17 protein-coding genes are annotated in these 23,458 nt (G+C 40.7%); 11 read left to right on the top strand and 6 right to left on the bottom strand.

The features are described 5' to 3' along the window. Nucleotides 1-2 precede the first annotated feature (2 nt). The 3 genes from ACTHOQ_RS06385 to ACTHOQ_RS06375 are packed head-to-tail and all read left to right on the top strand — an operon-like array spanning nucleotide 3 to nucleotide 3,913. A complete protein-coding gene (locus ACTHOQ_RS06385; RefSeq protein ID WP_440494926.1) occupies nucleotides 3-1,823 on the top strand; it encodes a dynamin family protein in 1,821 nt (606 codons plus the stop codon). Between the two features lies 1 nt (nucleotide 1,824). Further along, nucleotides 1,825-3,588, top strand: a complete 1,764-nt coding sequence (locus ACTHOQ_RS06380; protein ID WP_440494925.1) for a dynamin family protein — start codon at nucleotides 1,825-1,827, stop codon at nucleotides 3,586-3,588. After that, complete coding sequence (locus ACTHOQ_RS06375) at nucleotides 3,572-3,913, top strand: DUF3892 domain-containing protein (RefSeq protein ID WP_440494924.1); 342 nt, start codon at nucleotides 3,572-3,574, stop codon at nucleotides 3,911-3,913. Before ACTHOQ_RS06380 ends, ACTHOQ_RS06375 begins: the two co-directional genes overlap by 17 nt. 81 nt (nucleotides 3,914-3,994) lie before the next feature. On the opposite strand, the gene ACTHOQ_RS06370 is transcribed toward ACTHOQ_RS06375, so the two are convergent. Beyond that, on the bottom strand, nucleotides 3,995-5,290 hold the full coding sequence (locus ACTHOQ_RS06370) for a transglutaminase domain-containing protein (protein ID WP_440494923.1): 1,296 nt from the start codon (nucleotides 5,288-5,290) through the stop codon (nucleotides 3,995-3,997). 195 nt (nucleotides 5,291-5,485) lie between these two features. On the opposite strand from ACTHOQ_RS06370, the gene ACTHOQ_RS06365 reads away from it, so the two are divergent. The 6 genes from ACTHOQ_RS06365 (at nucleotide 5,486) to ACTHOQ_RS06340 (ending at nucleotide 14,313) form a co-directional block, all read left to right on the top strand. Further along, nucleotides 5,486-6,451 carry an alpha/beta hydrolase gene (locus ACTHOQ_RS06365; RefSeq protein ID WP_440494922.1) on the top strand — a complete coding sequence of 322 codons (966 nt, stop codon included), beginning with the start codon at nucleotides 5,486-5,488 and terminating at the stop codon, nucleotides 6,449-6,451. A gap of 235 nt (nucleotides 6,452-6,686) precedes the next feature. Then, nucleotides 6,687-8,768, top strand: coding sequence for a DUF2339 domain-containing protein (locus tag ACTHOQ_RS06360; protein ID WP_440494921.1), 2,082 nt, complete (start codon nucleotides 6,687-6,689; stop codon nucleotides 8,766-8,768). Nucleotides 8,769-8,847: 79 nt separating this feature from the next. After that, complete coding sequence (locus ACTHOQ_RS06355; RefSeq protein WP_440494919.1) at nucleotides 8,848-9,303, top strand: helix-turn-helix transcriptional regulator; 456 nt, start codon at nucleotides 8,848-8,850, stop codon at nucleotides 9,301-9,303. A 112-nt stretch (nucleotides 9,304-9,415) separates the two neighbouring features. Then, nucleotides 9,416-10,585: an endonuclease Q family protein gene (locus ACTHOQ_RS06350; protein WP_440495078.1), complete on the top strand. Its 1,170-nt coding sequence runs from the start codon at nucleotides 9,416-9,418 to the stop codon at nucleotides 10,583-10,585. Between the two features lie 214 nt (nucleotides 10,586-10,799). Continuing rightward, the gene (locus tag ACTHOQ_RS06345; protein WP_440494917.1) at nucleotides 10,800-13,505 is read left to right on the top strand and encodes an ATP-binding protein; all 2,706 of its coding nucleotides are present in this window, start codon (nucleotides 10,800-10,802) and stop codon (nucleotides 13,503-13,505) included. Then, complete coding sequence (locus tag ACTHOQ_RS06340; protein WP_440494915.1) at nucleotides 13,498-14,313, top strand: CheR family methyltransferase; 816 nt, start codon at nucleotides 13,498-13,500, stop codon at nucleotides 14,311-14,313. The genes ACTHOQ_RS06345 and ACTHOQ_RS06340 overlap by 8 nt, the downstream gene beginning before the upstream one ends. Nucleotides 14,314-14,359: 46 nt before the next feature. Here the strand turns inward: ACTHOQ_RS06340 and ACTHOQ_RS06335 are convergent, their stop codons facing one another. The 3 genes from ACTHOQ_RS06335 to ACTHOQ_RS06325 form a co-directional block, all read right to left on the bottom strand. Beyond that, the gene (locus tag ACTHOQ_RS06335) at nucleotides 14,360-15,496 is read right to left on the bottom strand and encodes a SpoIIE family protein phosphatase (protein WP_440494913.1); all 1,137 of its coding nucleotides are present in this window, start codon (nucleotides 15,494-15,496) and stop codon (nucleotides 14,360-14,362) included. A 280-nt stretch (nucleotides 15,497-15,776) separates the two neighbouring features. Beyond that, a complete protein-coding gene (locus tag ACTHOQ_RS06330; protein ID WP_440495077.1) occupies nucleotides 15,777-16,964 on the bottom strand; it encodes an amidohydrolase in 1,188 nt (395 codons plus the stop codon). 74 nt (nucleotides 16,965-17,038) lie between these two features. Next, nucleotides 17,039-17,545 (bottom strand): MFS transporter, encoded by a 507-nt coding sequence (locus tag ACTHOQ_RS06325; protein WP_440494912.1) that lies wholly within the window; start codon nucleotides 17,543-17,545, stop codon nucleotides 17,039-17,041. Nucleotides 17,546-17,758: 213 nt separating this feature from the next. Here ACTHOQ_RS06325 and ACTHOQ_RS06320 point away from each other — a divergent pair, with 213 nt between their 5' ends. Next, a complete protein-coding gene (locus ACTHOQ_RS06320) occupies nucleotides 17,759-18,286 on the top strand; it encodes a DUF2179 domain-containing protein (protein ID WP_440494911.1) in 528 nt (175 codons plus the stop codon). A 67-nt stretch (nucleotides 18,287-18,353) separates the two neighbouring features. Here ACTHOQ_RS06320 and ACTHOQ_RS06315 read toward each other — a convergent pair whose 3' ends face one another. Continuing rightward, on the bottom strand, nucleotides 18,354-19,316 hold the full coding sequence (locus ACTHOQ_RS06315; RefSeq protein ID WP_440494910.1) for an ATP-grasp domain-containing protein: 963 nt from the start codon (nucleotides 19,314-19,316) through the stop codon (nucleotides 18,354-18,356). A gap of 281 nt (nucleotides 19,317-19,597) precedes the next feature. Between ACTHOQ_RS06315 and ACTHOQ_RS06310 the strand changes: the two genes are divergently transcribed. Next, nucleotides 19,598-20,548 (top strand): methyl-accepting chemotaxis protein, encoded by a 951-nt coding sequence (locus ACTHOQ_RS06310; protein WP_440494909.1) that lies wholly within the window; start codon nucleotides 19,598-19,600, stop codon nucleotides 20,546-20,548. 954 nt (nucleotides 20,549-21,502) lie between these two features. Here ACTHOQ_RS06310 and ACTHOQ_RS06305 read toward each other — a convergent pair. Continuing rightward, nucleotides 21,503-23,206, bottom strand: coding sequence for a sensor domain-containing diguanylate cyclase (locus ACTHOQ_RS06305; RefSeq protein ID WP_440494908.1), 1,704 nt, complete (start codon nucleotides 23,204-23,206; stop codon nucleotides 21,503-21,505). Nucleotides 23,207-23,458: the final 252 nt, after the last annotated feature.

Raw genomic sequence — 23,458 nt, 5'->3', positions numbered from 1 at the left:
CAATGAATAAAAGTATTGAACTGTATAAAGAAACATTGCACAGCTTCCAAGAGGAGGTTAAAACTCTTAAGCAACTTGCACAATTTTATGATGTTTCAACATTAAAAGAACAATTTGAACATATCGAATCCATCATTGCACGGGATAGCTTTGAAATCATCGTTGTCGGGGAATTTTCGAACGGCAAATCCACGTTGATCAATGCGCTGTTGCGCGAACGCTTTTTGCCGTCTTCGATTAACCCAACGACGGCGATGCTCAATAAAATTTCGTATGCGCCAGTAAAGAGCTATTCGATTGTATACCGCGATGGCACGACAAAACAAATGACGGAAGAACAATTTAAAAGTATCGTCGCCCCAGATTCGAAACCGAGTTTGCTCGGCAACTTGCTTGGCATCGAAAAGGAGAAAAAGGAAATCTCCGAAATTCGCGAGGCAGTACTCGGTTTTCCAACAGATTTTTGCAAAAATAATATTACGATTATTGACAGTCCAGGTACAAATGACTTTGATGCTGCGCGTGAAGCGATCACAACACACTATATTCCGCGCAGTGATGCCGCAATATTTATTTTAAATGCGACAAAGCCGTTTTCTGAATCTGATAAAGTATTTTTAAGCCGTATTTTGGATGAGCATTTACATAAAATCTTTTTTGTTGTAAACTTCAAAGATTTGCTTGAAAACAATATTGATGAACAAACAGCGATTGACTATATTAAAGACCAGCTTGCAGGACTAGTAGCCGATCCTAAAATTTATTTAATTTCGGCCCAGCATGCACTGCTGCATCATATCGGTACAACAGAAGCATCAGGTCGCCGCCGCCGTAAGCCGCTTTTAACATTGGAACAAACAGGCATACCCCAGTTTGAACAAGATTTGGATCATTTTCTGGCCTATGATACAGGCTTCGAAAAACTCGTAAAGCTCCGTGCGATGTATGACGAAACGATCGATGCCTTTTTGGCAGAGCATTTGCAATATGAGCGTTCAATGCTGCAAAATGCTACTAACCGCAGTGCGAATGAGATTAAAATGCTAGAACAAAAACTCGTTCAACTTGAACAAAAAATGCGCAACAATATGGACGTGGCAACAAGCCAAATCGGTTTGCATGTTCAGTCACTTAAAAATTGGTATCATAGCGAGCTGACGACTATTAGCGAAATTGCGCTTAGCACATTGGATGAACTCTATACGTCAACTGCCGATCAAGCTGAAATTAAACTTGAAATTGAACGCCGCACAGGTAAATTGGAATCTGCAATACCGAAGAAAACAGTGCAAAAATTGGAGCAAGTTATGCAAAGTTTATTCAATCAAAATTTAAATAACTTTAAACAGGAGCTGCACCAAATTAAAAATACGATTTCTTTCAGCCATTCACAATCGTCCACAAATTGGAATACTGAATTTAGCAGCTTTGAATATAAAGAATCTTACGGGGGCTTTTTCGGCGGGATGGTGACTTGGGTCCGCGATAAACTATTCGGTGATCGCCGCCCTGTGGATGTGAAAGCAAAGATGCGCAGCCAAGTGATGGAACGCTACTCGGTACATATTAATTCTAATGTATCGAACTTTGAAAGCGAGATGCATGAACAGCTGAAAAGAATGATTGGCCAAGTGAAAAAGATGGTCGAAACGCAAATTGCGGATGAACGGAAACGCAATCAACGTGCACTAAAAATGGCCGAAACGGAACAACAGGAAATCGAGCAAAAAATCGCCCAATTAAACCGCGATATATTAGTAGTTGAGCGTGGCCAGCAGCACATAAAAACAAGCATTGATAAATATATGAAGCTAGAGGTGTAATATGGAGCTTATGACAGCAGACTTTTCATTACAGCTGCAGCAATTGATGAATATTGCAAAGAAATACGAGTTTAACCGCGAACTGAAAAAACTGGAAGAATTGCAGCAAGATATCGACAGCAACGACTATACAATCGTCGTTATTGGCGAATTTAACCACGGGAAATCAAGCTTTGTGAATGCATTGCTAGGCATCCCCTTGCTGCCGACAGGGATCATACCGACTACTGCTACGATTAATGCAATTTACTATGCTGAAGAGCCAACAATTGCTGTACATTATTCGAATACAGAAGAACGAGTTCTTCCGTTTAGCGAACATGCACTGACACAATTCGCCGCCAACGAAATAGATGACGCAAGCAAAATCGAACACATTCGCATCGGCATGGACGCCCCCCTGTTAAAAGACGAAATTCTGATTATTGATACACCTGGATTGAATGATGTCAATGAGCTGCGTTCAGAAATTACGTATTCATTTATTCCGCATGCGGACGTTGTATTTTTTATGCTGCAAATGCATAAGCCTCTCAATAGAACCGAAATCGAATTTTTGCAAAATGGGTTATTGAAACAAGGGATCGACCGCATTATTTTCATCGCGAATTTTGTGGATCAAATCGACGAAGAACAAATAGAAGAAGCGACACAAATTTTAACGATGCGATTAAAAATGGCGCTCGGTTTGGAGGAAGTGTTCGTCTATCCGATTTCCGCAAAGGAAGCCCTCGAAGCAAAAATGGCAGATGATGAGGAGCTTTATGCCCTTTCGAATTTTGGAGTAGTTGAACAAAAACTGAAGGACATGTGTGCGAGCGGGTCGCGCCAACAGGAAAAAAATCGCCGTTACACAATTCGCTTGCAGCAATTGAAAACACAAATCGCCGAGCAGTTAGTGCTGCTCCATAATTTATGTGCCGAAGATGCTTCCATCCATGCACAAAAGCTTGCACAAATGAAAGCGTGGAAAGAAAGTGAAACAGCCCGGAATGGTGAACTTACACAGTATATCAATGAACAGCAAACGATTATATTAATGATGATGCATAAATCTATTGATTACTTTTTTGCTGGTCTTGCACGTCGAATCGAGGAAAAAATGGATTTATTCCAAAGTGGCAACATCGAAAACTTTTTTGAAAGAGAGTTGCCGCTATTCATCAAATACCAGATGAAAACATGGATCGAAACATATACGCCACAGCTTCAGCTGCTATTTGCCAAGCTGGAGCATCAAATTTCGGAAGCTTTAACAACGACATATGAACAAAGTGTCCATATCCAGCAACGCCATGTGCAATTTGAATTTGATGACATGTTGCAGCTCGATTTTGAAAAAGGGATGGACCCGACATTGAAGTCAGGACTCATTATAGGTAGTGCCAGTTCGGTATTGCTGTTGACGGCACCTATTTTGGTTCCAGTCGTTGCAGCATTCGGAATGCCCTTTTTATCGAAAAAAATGCAGGAGAAGCAAATTGAAGAAAAGATGCCTGTCCTGAAAAACGAAGCGTCACAGCAAATGCAGGCACTGCGGAAAAACTTTACTTTTAAAATGGAGCAATATGTTCGCAAATCCATTATGCAAGTTGCAGACGAAACAACAGCAATGATTCAGGAGCAACAGCAGCAAGTATTCGAACAAATGCAAAAGACCGAAAAATTGGCATTGCAGGACGAGCAACAGCTAAAAAGAGAAATCGCTCAAATCGAACAATTTATACAATCATTAGGAGGACAACTGCATGTTTCAGCAATTTGATTTTTTACAGCAAGGCGATGTCACGCAATATGAGCAAATGGACATACCGCAAACAATCGATTACAACGGTTATTCATCAATGGATCAGCCACCCGCTTTCAGTAATAACGCAGCAATTTTCCAGCATCCCGACCCATTGACACAAGCACAGCAATATGAAATGCCGAAGCCTAAGCTCCATTTTGTCCAGCCGCACTATGTTGATAGCTATATTAAACAAGACGGCACATTTGTCGAAGGCTATTACCGTAATGGCGGCTTTGAGGATGGCAGTTACTTGCGATCAAATCCGGACGGCATTAAGGCGAATAATTTAGGAAAGTAGCAACTATATAATAAAAAAATACCAAGTGCCATGTCGAATAGTGACAATGTTTCACTTGGTATTTTTATGCTTATCCAAATTTTAAAGATAGTTGTTGATTGCAGTTTTTGGATAATCGGATTCAATCCACTCATGGTCGTCCGACATTTTTTCATCGGTAATTAAAAAATACTGGTAATGAACTTTTTCCCCTTGATCCGGCAATGGGTCATTCCATGTTGTATCCAAGTGGTACCACTGCCCATCCACCTTCACCAGATTCCAGGCATGGGGACCCCCAGCATTTCCGACGACATATTTCGCTTCAATGTGAAGAGCCTCCAGCATTAATAATGCCGCTAATGCATACCCTTCGCATACCCCTTCCCCATTAACTAAAATGGAATACGGTGTATGGGGATTTGCCTTGCTATCCAAATTGTATTTCGTATGCACGACTAAATAATCATTCACAAATTTCACTTTTTCCGCCTCTGTTGCACCTTGCGGCACGGTATTGATAATTTGCTCGATTTTCCCCAGAACGATCGCATTTTCTTCAGCCGTCAAATCATAATTTACCGTTGCTTGCCATTCGATCGTGTTTCCGTAAGATTTTGCGCGTGTCGAGAAATCGCCCATCACTGCCCATAAATACGGTTCATTCACCTGCAGCCATGTATATACTTGATCGACAATGCTCTCGAAATCCGCCGATTCCCCTTCATAATACACCGTGAACCTGTTTTCGAACTGGGACATATGATGTGCGATCGCTTGCCCTAATTGCTCAACATTCGTTACAGCTTGCGGATAGTCTTTCACATCATAAACGGGAATAACTGCTTCATTCGCCAGCTCCTGAAAGTTGAAGCTTTTCATCTTATTTTCGCTATTCAGCAAATATGTTACAAGTGAATCAATTTTGTCTTCCAAATCGACATTAAGCTTTAACTGTGTATCTTTATTAATCGTCGGCAAAGTTAGCGAGGAAGCTTTTACTTCATCAACGACAATCGCACCTGAAAAGACAGTCGCCACCAAAAAGGCAAATGCGAATACGCCTTTTGAAAATGTCAATACAGCGGAAAATAATTTTGTGAACGGGTTTCTGACCATTCGATTCAATTCATTATTCGCCTTTTGTTCGAATTTCCTTCTGTTCATCGGCGCAATTAATCGATTCGGTCTATAGGTAACATAGTTGTAAACGCGCTTGTGAATTTCGAAAAGCTGCTGCTTATTCCCTCTTGCTTCATAAATTTCGCTTTTATTTTGACGCAAGCCTTTTTTTATCTTTCTGCGCAAGTAAAGCTGTGATGTAAATGAACGGAATGTCTTTATAAAAATGATCAATAGAATCAAAAATATGCATAAAAATATAATTAAATTACTCATATAACCCCCTATGATGCAATATTTAAATTTATACTACCAAATTATTTTTTTGAAGAGAACTTTTATGTACTTTTTTCTTCGTTCATGGAGTACAAATAAATTTTTTCTCTTTTTTATACATAATATACAGTTCGCGCCTAATATAATTCATTGTAAAATGCTTCAATTAAGCTTTCAAAAAGGGGTAGATGTATTATGGAAAAAAAAGTTCATCCAGAGTTAAAAGAAATTTTTGCTTTAATGCCTAAAATGCCGATTTCACTGCAATCACTTAAAGATATCCGTGCCGGCATCGCGGAGCAAATAAGCCAACCAAATGCTCCCGAATCGCCAAATGTGGAGACAATCGAAAAAATCGTGCCCGGGACTGACGGGAATCCTGATGTACGCGTTTTAATCCATCGCCCTAAAAATCAGGCGGATGTTTTGCCGGGCATCTATTATATTCATGGCGGGGGCTATATTTTAGGTACTGCGGAAATGTTTAGTCAAAGCTGTGAGCACTATGCTGAGCAATTTAATTGCGTTGTTGTGAATGTCGATTACCGCTTGGCGCCGGAACATCCATATCCGGCACCGATTGAAGACTGCTACTCTGGTCTGAAATGGTTTGCCGAACATGCGGACGAATTGAATGTGGATCCAGAACGAATTGTCGTTGTTGGGGCGAGCGCTGGTGGCGGATTGACTGCCGCTCTAACATTGCTTGCACGTGATCGCAAAGGACCAAAGATTGCAGCTCAATTCCCTCTTTACCCAATGATTGACGATCGTTGCAACACAGCTTCAAACGAAGAGATCACAGATGAACGCGTTTGGAACGGTGCTGGAAATCGCGCTGCATGGGATATGTATTTAGGTGATCTGAAAGATGCGGATGATGTGCCGATTTATGCTGCGCCCGCGCGTGCAGAGGATTACTCGGATTTGCCGCCTACTTTCACATGCATCGGCGATTTAGATCCATTCAGAGATGAAACGATTACGTATGTTCAAAAACTTCGCCAAAGCGATGTACCGACAGAATTCCACTTATACCCTGGTGGCTTCCACGGCTTCGAAAGCTTTGCGCCACAAGCAAGCATTAGCCAGCAGCTCACTGCGACATTCGAAAATGCATTGAATAATGCCCTTCATATAAAACAAGCTTCGACTATTTGATCATTTATAAAGCTGCGTCCCTATTAATGGATACTGTCCAACAATAAGGGATGTAGTTTTTTTATTTTTTTATGTCCTTATTCGTAATTAATGGATTTATTTCCTCTGGACTACTTGCCCGTTCTTTAATACATACAAAAGAAGGAATTTCCGGAAAACATTTTACATGCATTGATTCAAAGTGTAAAATTACACTAATCGAATATCATTACTTTCATTGAGAGAGGTGAATTGTATGGAAAAAGATTCAGAGATGCTGGAACGGATTGCTGCATTGGAACGGGAACTCCGCACATTGCGTGCAGAAGTGCAGCATTTAAAAGAGCATGCAACGATCGGGCAAATTGCAACCATTAAAAAAGAGGCTCCAAAAGCGATCGTTCAGCCAAAACCGCTCGTTCAAAAAGATCCATCTGCAGTTCATGAAAAAACCGCGCCTAAAAAGGAAAAACGCTCACTTGAAGAAACATTTACAAGGGCATTGCCAAGAATTTTTATGGTCATTTTAGTGCTCGGTATTCTGTGGGGCTTGAAGCTTGTGAGCGATTACGGCTTTTTATCGGACAGCGTAAAAATAATCGCCGGCTTTGCGTTATCAATCGGTCTCGGTATATGTGCATTTTTAATGGAGAAAAAACAAAAAGGCTCACGGGTTGTCGCCTTATCGCTTTATGGCGGTGCTTTCATTGTCGGAATTTTAGTGACGGCTGCGGGTGCCATTTTATATGATGTCCTTCATTTGTATGTTGCACTCATTGTCGCGCTTGCCTACATTGTGTATGGTGTATTGATCAGTTATGTAAAAGGCAACGAAGCATTGACCGCGCTCGTTGTATTGACATCATTACTGCTGCCGTATTTACTTGAATATATGAAATTCAGCGCACTTATTATCGGGATTTTCGTCTTGCTGCTCTTCGCTGTTGTGCAAGTTGTTATTTGGAAGCATGCACAGCGCAAAGCACTCTATATCGGGATGGCTTTTTCGGTTTTGGCGCTTGGGATCGTTTCAGCATTCCATAGCGGGCATGCAGTATTTTTCGCATTCTCTGCTGTTGCGTTGTACAGCATCTTTACAGGAAGCTTTTTACATTTATATTCTAGCAAAAGCAAGAGAAATGCGAGTATGCTATTTAGCTTTACTGTCATTGTTTTATCACTGGTAAACGTGATGCTTCTGCAAAAAGAGGCCACACTCGTCATTGTGCTCATTGTCTTGCTCGGGATATTGGCAAGTTCTTTATACATCGCATTCAAACGCGGGGATCGACTATTAATCGATATGTTCGGTACTTTATGTGCAATCGCAATATTGAACATTATTGCACAGCTCAATATTTCAAGCGAAGTCATGCTGCTTTTAATGATTCTCGTGTCATTCGCAGGGTTGACCCTTGCGTTGAAGCATGCAATTGTATTCATGAAATGGGTGCAGGGTATTACATTTTCGATGCTTTCACTTTTCGTTCTTATGTTTTATATAGTTCAGCCATTTTTCTCTATAGAGCATTTGACTATTGTGCTCGTCATCGTTATGCTCGTCGCATTATACTGGATACTTCGCCAATATAAGCGTACGCCGGTCGATAACAAAAACCGGCTGCTCGGTTTAGAGGATTTTTACCCATGTCTTTTATATATGGTCGCCCTTCTTTACATTTGGAAATTGGACTGGGCATACATGCCGCTCCATTTCACTTCGTATTTCGTGTTTAGTGCTATTGCGATCGGCTTTACGGCTGTTCTTATCGGAAGCCGTGCATTGATTGGCCGACTGCTTCCAGTCCTTGCTGCTGGAATCTACGGATTTGCGGCACTCGTTTTACTGTCGACGATATGGATTGATGAACAGGCAGTTACAGTTGCGCTCATAATCCGCATTTTATATATTGCGATTTTCTGGATGATTGTGGCGGATTTATGGAAGCATGGCAGGATTTTCAAAAATCACGAAACTCTTTTCGCGCGATACACGGAGCAAATCACGCTTGCAGGCATGTTTGTTTCAATCGTTTGGTTCTTTAATGCAACACATTTCATGAATTTTCATGAGCTCATTAATTGGAGCACAGCTGTTATTTTTAATACTGTTTCGATTTTCCTCATTGCTTGTTTATCGCTCTTTTTAGCAGCAAAACGAAACTACAGGCAGCTGAAATTAGTCGGCATTGTCCTATTGTTTTTCGGGATAATCAAAATGATTTTCTTTGATTTATCCGCACTTGATATTCTTATCCGTTCGATTTTATTTATTTTGATCGGTGCGGTCGGGCTTGTAATTTCAAATAAGCTTTTAAGTAAAGGGAAAGCCGATTAAGTGCATGTTTTAAAGTAGCCTTGACGATATTGTTAGGGCTATTTTTTTAATAAAATATAATAGTAGACGAGGTGATTGGATGGACAGAGAATTCATTACGCAAATGACGTCTGACAGTCTGAAGCTCATACGAACAGAAAATAAATATACACAAGATAAAATGGCCGAAGTTTTAGGCATTTCAAAAAAGACGCTTGTTCAAATAGAGAAAGGCCGCATCCTCGCAAATTGGACGACAACGATTGCGATATGCGCCCTTTTCCGCCATAGCGAAACATTGCAAAGCCGGATTGGCGGTGATCCGATGGAGGTGATTGAATTGACTGCACATGAAGTCATCATTACCCCAAGGGAAAAAACGCTAGGCGGATATGTTTGGTGGAAAAATATTGACGAGCATAAAAAACACCGCCTCCAGCAGAATCATTTAAGCAAGCATTACCGGATTTTGGACGACGAAAATTACCGGATTTTAAGCACGTTTGATGAAGACGCTGCGATGGAGAAATGGGAAGCGATGAAAGGAATTTTGTAAATCGACTATACTATTTATTTTTCGTCTTCAATTTATTTGCGTTCCGCTGCAACAATTCTTCAATTTTCGGGTATTCTCTTTATAACTATACTTTTAAGGACGTGTTCGAATGCTGAAGGAAATATATGCGGATTTACATATACATATTGGGCGGACGGAAAAAGGGCGTGCAGTAAAAATCACGGGAAGCAAAAATTTGACGCTCGCAAATATATTGGAAACCGCCACTTCAAGAAAAGGCCTGGATTTAATCGGGATTATCGATTGCCATTCACCTGAAGTCATTGAAGAGATTGAACAGCTTATTCATGAACAAAAAGCGGAGGAACTGATTGATGGCGGTGTACGCTTTAAAAAGACGACGCTTATTTTAGGTTCGGAAATCGAAATTTATGATGAGCATTGTCATGGACCGATCCACGTACTGTGCTATATTCCTACAATCGAAAAGATGAAGGAATTTTCAAACTGGATGCGTGCCCATCAAAAAAATATTCATTTAAGCTCGCAGCGCACTTATTGTGATGGACGCACATTGCAACAAAAAGTGCGTGAACTAAATGGTCTGTTCATACCGGCCCATGTTTTCACACCGTTTAAAAGCCTTTTTGGCAAAGGCGTGAAAAAAAGTTTATCCGAAGTTTTCGATCCTGACCTAATTGATGGGATTGAACTCGGGCTAAGCTCGGATACAACGATGGTAAAAGGGATGAGTGAATTGGGGCCTTATAGTTTCGTAACGAATTCAGATGCCCACTCCCTCGGAAAGCTTGCCCGCGAATATCAAAAAATCAAAGTTGCAGATGCCAATTTTGAGGAATTGAGGAAAGCGCTCCACCAAAAAGAAGGAAGAGCCATTGTCGCCAATTACGGGCTAAATCCGCTGCTCGGCAAATATTACGAAACTGTCTGTACGAGCTGTGGCGAACAAATACTGGAAGATGGGCATACCCGCTGTCCATATTGCGGAAAAGAACAGCTCATTAAAGGTGTATCGAAAAGAATACGCGAATTAACCGATGCACCGTTCCAGAAAGTTAAAAGACCCCCTTATATCCACCAAATTCCGCTTGATTTCATACCGGGCATCGGCTCGAAAACAATTGAAAAAATGCTTGATGCGTTCGGCACGGAGATGAATATATTGCATGAAGCTTCGTTGGAAGAATTAAAGGAGGCCATCCCTGAAAAACTCGCCATAACAATCGATTTGGCAAGAAAGGGGCAACTGGCCATTACCGGTGGCGGCGGAGGGATTTATGGAAAAATCGATAAGGTTTAAATAATTTTGAAATAATTGTATCGACAACCTTCATTCAGCGGGAGACGCTTCATCCCCCGCTGAATTGTCGTTTAGCAGCTCGGGTAATTCATGTCAGTGCGTGCAGAAAAGCCAAATTAACCATGCTTTTCAATCTTCAATTCCCCATATTCGTATAGCCTGTTAAACTATAGTATACTTAGCAGGAGAGATTTAATATAAAGGTAGGATCAAAATGAACAAAAAACGAAGAATGGGCATCGGCTTTAAAATTACGAGTGGCTATATCATTCTCATTTGCTGTTTAGCCATTTCGGCAATTGTCCTAAATAATCAAATTACGGGCCTGCAAAATGAGCGGAATGAAGTCATCAAATACGATTCCAATATGCGCACCATCTCAAACAGGTTGGAGCGTAAAATCGTCAATATGGAATCATCGCTGCAGCGTTATTTAATCGCAAATGAGGAAAAGTATTTAGACAAATATTATGAAGAGGCGGCATCCTGGGAACTTGTCTATGATGAATTGGAAGGGGTAATGCAGGATTACTCAAACCGCCAAGACCAGCTTGACATTTTATACAGCAGCATAACGGAGTGGATCAACGAAATCGGACAGCCTTTATTGGCAGCGGCGTTAAGCGAGGACAGAGATCAGGTGCTTTCGATATTCCACGGAGAACAAAGCAATGTAGCGATCAGCGAGTTGCAGCAAAAGTTCACAACGTACCGCAATATCGAAACTGAAGCGATCCAGCACCATGTGTCGGCGCTCAATGACAAAAACACAAAATTAACGTTCAGTCTTTTTGCGATATTATCGTTAATCGCAACTGTGACAATCATCGTTTTCACAATTATTTCACGCAATATTGCCGGGTCGATTACTGAAGTAACAGATGCCATCCATGAGATGAACGCATCCAAAGGCGAAAAAAGGAAGCGTTTAGTGGCAAGGACGAATGATGAAGTAAAAGATCTCGTCATTGCGACGAACACGCTCCTTGCAACGATGGAGGACCGTCAATGGTTCCAGACGAGTTTGGCTGAAATTGTGACTGCCTACCAAGGGGTGAATACACTTGATGAATTGGGAGAAGTTCTGCTGAATTCAGTGACGACCCGCACACATTCGGTATATGGCGCATTTTATATTCAGGATGTACGGAATCATTCCCGGTTCAATAAAATTGCCTCTTTTGCCGAAACAGGCGAAGATGTGGGCCGTGACAGCATTATTGTCGGACAAGGCTTCATCGGGCAAAGTGTAAAAGAAAAGCGCATACTAAGCTATGAAAACAAGGAAAACAGCTTCCACTATCTCGAGACGGCTTTAGGAAATATCCCGATTGCGAACGGTATCATTGTGCCGGTATTATTCGGAAGAGAAGTTGTAGCCGTTTTGGAATTGGCCTCGTTAAAAAAATATAGTGAACAGCACCGTAATCTGATCAAAGAAGTGATTCTGCATTTAGGTGTGACGATTAACAGCATCATCGGGCGCATGGAGATTATTCGACTTTTAAATGAATCCCAGACGATGACGGAAGAATTGCAAGTGCAGTCGGAAGAGCTTCAAACCCAATCGGAAGAATTGAAAATGCAAACAGAGGAACTTACGACAATTAATGAGCGGTTGGAAGAGCGCACCCGTGATGCGGAACAAAAAACGCATGCACTTGAAAAAGCGCAAGTCGAGCTGAAGCAAAGCGCCGAACAACTGCGCCAAAGCTCCAACTATAAATCCGAGTTTTTGGCGAATATGTCCCATGAATTACGCACACCGCTCAATAGTATTTTAATATTGTCCGAGATGCTTTCGGAAAATCATGACAACCGCTTATCCGAAGACGAGCTGGAATATGCGAAAGTTATCCATGATTCAGGCGAGGATTTATTGAGCCTCATTAACGATATTTTAGACTTATCAAAAGTCGAGGCAGGCAAAATGGATTTATGGTTTAGCGAAATGGATGTTTTCGGCATACCGCAGCATATTCATAATCTATTCTTGCCAATCGCAAAACAAAAAGAGCTCGAATTAACAGTGGATGTGGCGGATAATATAGGGCAAACATTCCATACAGATGTAAAGCGATTCCATCAAATATTGAATAATCTGCTGTCGAATGCTTTGAAGTTCACAGAAGAAGGTTCGGTCAATGTGAAGGTAGAGCAAGCAAAAGTGACCCCTTCCATGAAACAGTTCAGTGATGCATGGCTTTCAGTTAGTGTGACAGATACAGGCATCGGCATTCCAAAAAATAAGCAAAACATTGTGTTTGAATCTTTCCAGCAAGCTGACGGGGCAACTGTCCGCAAATATGGCGGTACGGGCTTAGGCTTATCGATTTGCCGTGAAGTGACGAAGCTCTTAGGTGGCTGGATTACATTGAAAAGTACTGAAGGGCAAGGCAGTACGTTTACAGTATATTTACCGAACTTGCCTGAAGGAAATATCCCGCAATTGGCTCTTGCTGAACAGGAAGCCGTATTCACGGAAGCCATTCCGGCAATTCCGTTGGAGGTGGCGAAAACGGTATTCGACGAAAAGCATATTTTGATTGTTGATGACGATTACCGCAATATTTATGCATTGCGCCAAGCACTTGAACAAAAAGGCGTTCATATTTTGGAAGCTTCGAATGGTGTTGAATGCTTGAACATTTTGCAGACGGCCACTCGAGTTGATGCAGTATTGATGGATATTATGATGCCTGAAATGGATGGATATGAAACAATGGAGCGTATTCGCAATGATTTACAGCTGACAGAGCTGCCGATTATTGCATTGACGGCAAAAGCGATGAAGCAGGACCGTGATCGCGCATTTGAAGTGGGCGCATCCGATTATATTAGTAAGCCTTTAAATTTAGACCAATTATTCTCCGTATTGACGGTATGGCTTACAAGCGGGGAACGTATACAAAATGGATAAGAAAAAGCTGGAAGTACGTTTGCTATTAGAGGCGGTATATACATTATCCGGGTTTGATTTCCGGAAATACAATCAACAATCGATATTGCGAAGAGTTGAGCATCGTATGCGCATCAATAATATTCCGACGATTTCCCGATTGACTGAATCCATTATTTACGACGAGCAGCTATTAAAAGTGCTGCTCAATGATTTTTCGATTAATGTGACCGAAATGTTCCGGGATCCCTCCTTCTTCAGAGTGTTCCGCGAGCATATTGTGCCACAGCTTCACCAGCTCGATAAAATAAGGATTTGGCATGCTGGCTGTGCCACAGGCGAAGAAGTATATTCAATGGCGATCTTACTGCAAGAGGAAGGACTGCTCGGGCGCACGGTAATGTATGCGACCGATATGAATGAAGAGGTGCTCAAAAAAGCGCAAGAAGGAGCCTTCCCCCTCCATAAAATGCAAGCATATACGAAAAACTATATGCTTGCCGGCGGTACAGAAGGCTTTTCGCAATACTATAAAACCGATAATTGCTACGCTTCGTTCCATCCGTATTTACGTGAAAATATTATATTTGCGCAGCATAACTTAGCGACAGATCAATCGTTTCAGGAGTTTGACATTATTATTTGCCGCAATGTGCTTATTTATTTCACGCCTGAGCTTCAAAATGGTGTGCACGACTTATTTTATAACAGCCTGGCACAAAATGGCTTTCTAGGTCTAGGCGATAAGGAAACATTGCAATTCACTGCATTGGCAACGAAATACCGCACCGTCAACGCAGCAGAACGCATTTATCAGAAGAAAATTTGATTTAAAAAGGCAGCACGACTATAAAAATCGTGTTGCCTTTTTTCCATTAGCTTTTCGCCTGCAATAATAGTACGCACATATCATCCGGCTGGTTTTGCTGAAGATCTTTATCTACTAAATAGTCAATCGGCGGTACATCCATTGACCATGTTTCACTCGCAATCTTGCAAAGTTCTTTTGTAGACGTGATATCACATGGACCCATTGCCTCCAGCACCCCATCTGTAAACAATACGATTTGAATCGATGAATCAAAATGAATGATTTCTTTTTCAACTTTAATATTCTCGACGAATCCTACCGCATAGCTCGTTTGCGTAATGGGGACAGTTTTTTTCCCATCCACGAGCGCATACCCTGTTGGATGCCCGGCATTAACATATTCCACTGTTTTTTCCTTCGTATCAACAATAAAATACACACCGGTAAAGTAATACAATAAATTTTCTTTATCATTTTGCAGCAAGTTCATATAGCGATTTAGCTCCGCGATAACAAGCTCGGGCTTTGTCAGCTTTTTGATCGCCTCCCGCAGCACCGAGGAAATATACATGCATACTAAGGACGCCGAAACGCCATGCCCCATCATGTCCAGCAGCATTACTGCATACCGGTGTTCATCGAGCTTGTCCCAATAATATAAATCCCCTGCTAAATTCGATGATGGCAAATACGATGCCGCAATCGCAATATTCGGTTGCTGAACGGGCGGACTTAATAAACTTTGCTGGACGCGCGCCGCTAAATCGAGCTCCATTTGGAGGATTTTCTCTTGGTTTGTATGCCAGTCAAGCTCTGATTTCAGACGCTTTCCGACACGTATCCGAGCTAGTAGTTCCACCCGATTAATAGGTTTTGTTATGTAATCAATGCCCCCAACGTCCAAAGCTTCTGACAATTTCACTTTGTCTTCAAGCGCTGTCACAAATATCACCTGAATATCTTTCCATTGCGGGTTTTGTTTTAAAATACGGCAAGCTTCAATGCCATCCATCTCCGGCATCATGACATCTAGTAAAATGACATTTATCTCGTTGCATTTAGGTGCATTGGATGGATCTAAATAGTCAAACATTTCTTTTGCCGATTGCACCGAGACAAAATTATCATAACCATCACTTTTCAAGATTTTCTCGATAACAAAGAGATTCACTTGGTTATCGTCCACTATAAGAATGGTCATTTCATCAACTTCTCTCTCTATTTATTTAAATGGAGTATAATACACTGTCTGCTCTATGTAATTATACAGAAATCAGCAGCTAAAGGAAAACAAGTGCACTGCCAATCACCTTTTCTTTTTCCTAATTAAATAGGAATTACATTTACAATAGCAAAAATATATACATGTAACGCAAAATAATCACCAAAATTTTTTCTGATTATACGAAAATAGACCTAATACATAATTTCAACCATATTGCCTCCGCATCGTCCACCAATAGCGGAAGCATCCCTTTATATTAATCTAATTCATAATACCCACAAACGACATGACCTACTGCTTTAGCCGCTACAAGGAGCGCTTCCTCATCGATGTCGAATTTAGGATGATGGTTGAAATATGGTTTTTCCACTCCTTTCGGTGTACAGCCAATATAGAAAAAGCAGGAAGGGAATTTTTCCGCATAGTAGGCAAAGTCTTCCGAAGGGGCCATTGCCGGAAACTCCTTCACCTCTTTTATATGTTCATCATTCGCATTTTTTAAATATTGCGCAACTTTTTCCGTCAGCCCCGGATCATTGTATAATGGCGGGTAATCATTTGCATACGTATATTCGCATGTCACGCCAAATTGTTCCTCGAGCCCTTTTATAAGACGCTTTACTTCTTTTTCAATCGTTTCTTTCGTCTCGTTTGTCATATAGCGTATATCCCCTTCAAGCTCGACACTGTCTTTAATCACATTAAATGTCCCTTTTCCATCAAAAGAGCCAATCGTAATTACACCTATTTCAAAAGGGCTTAAGCGGCGGCTAATAATCGTTTGGGCGGCAATGACAAAGTGCGCCCCCGCGACAATCGCATCATTCGCCAGATGCGGGGATGAACCATGTCCCCCCCTGCCTTGAATTTTCAGCTTCAAATATGCTCTCCCATTGAATGAATACCCTGCATGATAGCCTACTACCCCTGCTTCGCCCATCGGCAATAAGTGAATACCAAAAATATTGTCCAAATCATCCAAAACGCCCGATTCGACGATACTTTTTGCACCACCCGGCGGAACCTCTTCTGCATGTTGGTGGATTATTTTTATCGTCCCGGGGATATGTTCTTTCAGCTGTATCAGGCAATCCGCCAACACTAACAAATAAGCGGTATGCCCGTCGTGCCCGCATGCATGCATGACACCTTCATTTTTCGATTTGAATGGCACATCGGCTTCCTCGATAATTGGCAGTGCATCAAAATCTGCGCGAAGCCCGATATTTTTGCCACGCTTCCCGCCTTTAATCGTAACAATAATTCCATAGCCGTTTCCTGTGTTTGATTGGATTTCGACGTCTTTTCCTTTATAGAAGTCGAGAATATATTGCGCTGTTTTCTCTTCTTTAAAAGAGATTTCCGGATATTCATGTAAATGTCTGCGAATTGCAATGATTTCTTCTTTGCGGGCTTGCAGCATCTCCATTAATTGGCTTTTCATCATTTTGCACCTCTTCAAAATTAGATTTATAAGCAATCGGGCTAGTAAAATAAAACCTACTATCTTATATTATTTTATCGCCTTTCTGTTCGTTCGGTAACTTTGCCAGCATTTTTCGGCACTAACATAATTACCGCCAAAATTGAAAGCACACCGAAAATAACATTAATAATAATTCCGGTTGCAGCCGCTGCATCTTCAAAATAAGCTTTGATTAATGCGATCGTCGAAGGCATAATGCAAGCTGTCGAAAGCCCAATAATAATACGGCCAATGATCAGCAAAATCGCTCCTTTGGTCAAAACTAGACAAAGCGAGCCAACAATGCTTAATATATACCCAATAACAGCGATTTTCTTGCGGCCAATCTTATCCGCAAGTCCGCCTGCCGCCACAATAAACATCCCCGAAAATAAAGCCGACAAACTAATCGCAATATTTATCGTTCCAAGTGAAATACCCAAATCTTCCTGAACAGCAGGCACAACATTTACCATCGCCTGCGCAAACAGCCAAAATGTAATAACGCCAAATACAATGCCTATAATCATTTTATTTGTGCCTTTATACTGTTGCTCCATATATTTAGTCGCCTCTTCTGAATTTAAATTTGTTTTAAGTTTATGTTTGCCAATGCAACGGCTCGGGTAAACCAAAATATTGGACTTTTTCCCTTTAAAATTTTGGTAATTTTATTTATAGGACATCCCGTCATTTCCTATGCGTTTCGATTGCTTTGAAAACACCTGCCGTATTATGATGAGCATACTATTTGAGAAAAGGATTCGATTTCAATGAAAGAAATTTTACTAATACTTTTACTGCAGCTGCTTTATGTCCCTTTGTTTACGCTGCGCACAATTTTCCTGGTGAAGAATATTACGATGCTCGCCTCGCTTATCGGAATTGTCGAGATGCTCATTTATGTATTTGGGCTTTCGCTCGTATTCAGCGGAGATCAAGGCTTCCTCGCAATGGTCGTCTATGCGGTCGGGTTTGGTCTTGGGATCATTATCGGGACACGCATTGAGCAGAAGCTTGCGATTGGTTATATTTACGTGACGATCAATACGCAAAGCCGCAACGAAGAATTGATAAAAGTTATTCGCGACGAAGGTTTTGCCTTGACGACATATGTAGGGGAAGGGCGCGACAGCCAGCGTTATAAATACGAAATTTTAACGAAACGGAATCGCGAGAAAGAATTGTTCATGCTTGTGCAGCATCACGAACCGACTGCATTCATTATTTCCTATGAGCCAAAGTCATTCAAAGGCGGCTTTTTAGTGAAACGAATGAAGCAGCATAAAAAGCATAAATGAAGATCAAAAAACGTCCAATGGGGGAAGTGGTTCAGTTTCCCCTCATTGGACGTTTTATATTTCATGCTCACTTTTCATTCACAATTTGTGCCGTCACTTTTTCCAGCTCTTGCGCTAAAAATTTTGCAAGCTGCAGCATTGCAAATTTTCCTTCCTTCGCTTCTGCATCTGCATTGTAATTTGTATTCGTGTTCACATCATACGTGAATATCTCCCCTTTTGCATTGCGGATAAATTCAATGCCCGCAACGTCAATTCCGCTATTTTTCAAGAAGGCCGCATAGTTTTCAAGCAGCTCTGTTTCTCCATTTTCAACAATTTCAAATTTCGCGCGCTGCTCTTTTGGCTCCTCGCCTGCCGGACAGTACAATTCGCCAATTTGGCATGCATCTGCCGGGCATAGTTCGAATCCTTCCGATGTATCGACTTGCACCGAATAAAAATACTCTCCGCCGATAAATTCAACACGTGTAATGAACGAATCAGGCGACTCAATATATTCCTGAATAAGCACAATCCCATCTACCGGCTCATCATAATCCGACTTCGCCAAATGCTCCTCCAATGCAGCGATCGAATAAAATAGCTGTACACCGAGCCCTTTTCCGGCACGATTATGCTTCGTAATAAACGGTACGATATCCAATGCTTTAGCAGCTTCAACAATTTGCTCTTTTCCAACTGCCGCTATCGTTTTCGCTGTTCTTATCCCTTGTTTTTCAAGTGCGGTATATTGCTTCACCTTGCTTAACTCTAAACGAAGCGCGTTGCTGCCATTCAGCACTTTTCTGCCGTGGAATTCTAGCCAATCCAATACCGCACCTGTCAATTCCGGTGCGTATCGATGGTCACGTGTATGTGATGATGCACTCATACGATTATAAAATACACCTTCTGGAGGGACCGTCGTTAAATTGACCATCCCTTCGTCCAAATGCCATGCTTCATACGGTAAATTCAGTTCCTCAAGGCGGTTCACTAAATGACGTGTCCAATCATCATTCTCATGAATCACATAAATTTTTGCCATATTCCATTCCCCCGATTTTCCTGCAAGCTGTTTATAAAGATTTTCTCAACCTTGAAAGATTGTATTTCCATCATACATTAATTCTTATAAAAATAGTATGATTTAACGCAATATTCCATCATCTCCACAAATTCCGCTTTCAATAATAACGATATGAACCGAAAATGAATGATCCGTTTTTCATAATCAATAATTAATTCGCTTTAACCTATTTACAGTAAATATATGGTATACTTTCACTATAAAGGCACATTTAAAATACATCTTATGGAGGATTGGCTATGCTATCAGTGTTTACAACGAAAAAAGAGGATATTGATTTATTTAAGAAAAAGATTGATGATTTAAATGCAACATTAGACGAAAAAGATCATGCCTTTCAAATTTTTTTAAATGATTTACATAAAGAACTGATTTCCACAATTGAACAGCATGATAAAGTAAATAGCCAACATATTACATTAGGTGAAATGGTGAAAGATATTCTCACAGAGTTCAACCAAGTGGAGAATAGTACAATTCAATCCAATGAAATTTCCGATGATGCACTTAATAAAGGAAGTAAATTGATCGAAGTATCCGAAAACATGGTGAAAGTATCCCAAGGGAGTCGCGAAGCCGTTTCCGCAGTTAAAACGATCATCGATGATTTAGGAAACGAATCAAAAAAAACTTCCATTAATATGAATGAATTAAGCCATCGCTCAAAAGAAATTGAAGATATCGTAACGGTCATAAGCAATATCTCCAACCAGACGAACCTGCTCGCATTAAACGCTTCGATCGAGGCTGCAAGAGCAGGGGAGCATGGAAAAGGATTTGCTGTCGTGGCAGAAGAAGTGAGAAAGCTGGCGGAAAGCACAAAGCATAGTGCAGAAAACATTGTAAGCCTCACAAAGGATACACAATTGCAAATCCAAAAAGTTTCCGAGAACACAAAAAGCAATATGCATATTGTCGAGCAAGGCATCCAAACAACTTCCGAAACATCCGAGAAAATTGATGGTTTGCTAGTAATGATTGAGGATGTCCAAAGTGAGATTAAAGCATTATTAAGTTTGATTAAAAACCAAAAGCTTTCCAATGAGGACGTCTTAAACAACTTTAAACGATCAACTTCCATTTTCGACGAAACAAACACCGTTCTTCAAGAGCACATCGAAGAATCGGATGTCGTTACAGTGAAGCTGCTTGACGCACTGGAGAAAGTGAAGAAGTTTTCCGCCAATTAAAGTAAAGCCTGAACTACTCATGAAGCAAAAGAAAGGCTTTTACAAAAAAGTGGTTGGAACAGAAGCAGATATTTCTTTATAATAGAGAATGTACTTTATTAAAAAGTTGATATTTTTTGTTTTGTTCCAACCTCATGTTGATTTATTTTCCACATTATTTAATCCCTTGAATACATATCCACTTTTTATTCGAAGTTACATAGAATTCCACTTTGTTGAACCCCAATTTTTTAAACAGCTGCTCCATATCTTCATTACTTTTAAAGGTTTTCATATGATAATTAATTTTGTACACCTCTGCAATAATCAGGAAACAGCCATCTTGTTTCAATACTCTAAAACTTCTTTTACACTATTTTCTAAATCCGGCTGTAATGTGTTTGAAAAGCAGTAATAATATTAAAACTATTTTCCGGAAATGGTCTTATTGGACAAAATTCATCTTTACTGACAGAGATTCCGGCTCTTAATTTAATGATGAGAGAAATAAATAAGCGGAGGTTTTCCGCTTATTTGCGCAATAGGCCTTGCTTCGGGGTAATTAAGGGGAGAATTTCCGGTTATGCAAAGGAAAACCCTCCCTTTTCGTATTTTTCGGATCAATAGCCGGAGTTTTTCCTTCTATTTAGGCTGTTTTTGATTCTATTTTTTAATTAAAGGGAATTTTTCCGTCTATTTATTAGAGCGAGTAATTAAACTGGTCTCCAAACCGTTAATGGCGGCCACTCTTCATCTCAAATTACGGAAATCAGCCTCTTCTAAAAGTCTCGCCGCTTCCCTTAAAATACGCCTGGATTTCCCGGGGGATTTTCAGTGCCATCCTTTTGCACGAAGGGATCTAATAGTCCGGTAAGTTGGCGCGTTTTGCCTGTACGGGGACAACACTTCCTCGCAAAGTTACCCACAATTATAAAATCTATAATTAACCTAAAAACAAAATATTTAGGGGTCTCATCATCTCACATATTCCGCAACTTTATTCCGCCCAGCCTGTTTCGCCCCGATATAAAGAGCACGATCGGCATTTCGCAAAAGCCCTTTCGTTTCTTCGGTATCCTCCGGCACATTGGACACACCGATACTTACGGTTATAAAAATAATCTCTTCGCGGGCAGCTTCCGCTAAATCCGTCTCAATTAAGAACGGTGTATTTTCCACTTTACGGCGAATATGTTCACCCAATTTTGTTGCCTCCTGTTTGTCTTTATGAGGAATGAGCATAACAAACTCCTCTCCTCCATAACGCGCCAGTACTGCGCCTTTTGGAACAAAGCTTTCCAGCAGCTTCGCAAAGTCCTTCAGCACAATATTTCCCGCATGATGGCCATATGTGTCATTAATCCGTTTGAAATGATCAATATCCATCATTAATAAAGAAAATTGCAAGTGCGGATTTGCTTCAATGCGATCTTGTTCCATCAAAAGTATCTTATCCAAATAGCGGTAATTATAAAGACCCGTCAATGCACATGTTTCGCTTTTCTCTACAGCCGCATTCAAATACTTGGCTTTTTCCAGTGACACTGCAAAATATGTGGACAGCAAATGCACGATATCCATTTGATACTTTTCAAATGCATTTTTCTTGCGGGCCGTTAAAATGACTACCCCTTCTGTCTTTTGATTTCGGTGAATAGGAACAATCATGACGCTATTCATATCAGAAGGCAGGAAATCAGGCGCTTCTTTCCCCCAGTCTTTTGCACTTCCATAAACCTGTTTATCCTCTGTTTGAAAACAATAATGAATAAATGATTTTCGTATCGACCCGGATTGTGTGAGCACATCACGATCTTCTCCATCGATTCTGGCACGGAGAATGACATATTCCCCTTGAATATGGTCGACAATATACATCGCATCATGCGCAAAAAGCTCGCTCACCCGGTGCATAAATAACTCCATAATTTGCTGGGTGCTTAATCGATCCGCCAGCTCATGCCCGAACGCGCTCGCTTTACTTAATGAATAGTTGACCCTTTCCGAAGTATTGTACATTCTGACAACATAAGTAATAACAATAAAAGGAATTCCGAGCAGGAAAATCGCAGGCATTCCCACTTCATTGATCATAATTACTAGAGCAATGGCAAAAGGCAATGTAATGACAACACTACTATAATCCCATTTCGCATGATCGCTGAAAAATTTCTCCTCGATCCCGACTAATCTGTCGCGCACATACAAAATCGTATGGTTCACGAATAAGTGCAGTATGACGAACAAAGACCCGTAACTGAGCAAGTTCAACAAATTCGTGTTGCCGACCTCAAAACCAAATAAATGTACAATGCCTGCAGCGGCAAACGATGTGTAAACAAACATCCATGAAATAAATATGATTCTGTAAAGCGCATCTTGACGATTCCTCATTTGATAAATAATCGGCAAAATCCCTAATTGAACAATAACCATTTCAGCACCGGCACCATACAGCAAGAAGGCAGCTAGTGTGACCCATTGCGAAAGAATAATTGTCGTATTTCCGACTTGGAATGGAATGGCGGTCGTAATAAGGGCAAAAATGATTAAATAAACAAAAATCCCCCAGTCAACCGGTTGATTTGGAAATAGGAAATATAGTACGAGCATGAGAGGCAGACCCGTAAAAACCCAAAGCAATACGATATTACGTTTTGTCTTCTTATTAAAATCCACACTGTTCCTCCCGTCTATTTAACTGAAATATCTGATAATAAAAAGTATAGCATTGCACTCCTGAATTTGTATCATGCTTTACCTACTGATTTCAAACACCTTTTCTCCTAAAAAGCATGGAGCGACACAGACAATAGTCGCAGTTCCAAAATAATACAAGGGAAATTTAGGAAAATTATAACAGTCTCTTTTTCGTTTGTAATTCGCCTATCTCCATTCTGTAACCTAGGCTCAAGTTTCTCTATTGACTTA

It is taken from the genome of Solibacillus silvestris, assembly GCF_051967575.1.
GTDB lineage: Bacteria > Bacillota > Bacilli > Bacillales_A > Planococcaceae > Solibacillus > Solibacillus silvestris_B.
Note: the sequence above shows the minus strand (reverse complement) of the source record. Positions and strands in the feature narration are given on the sequence as shown.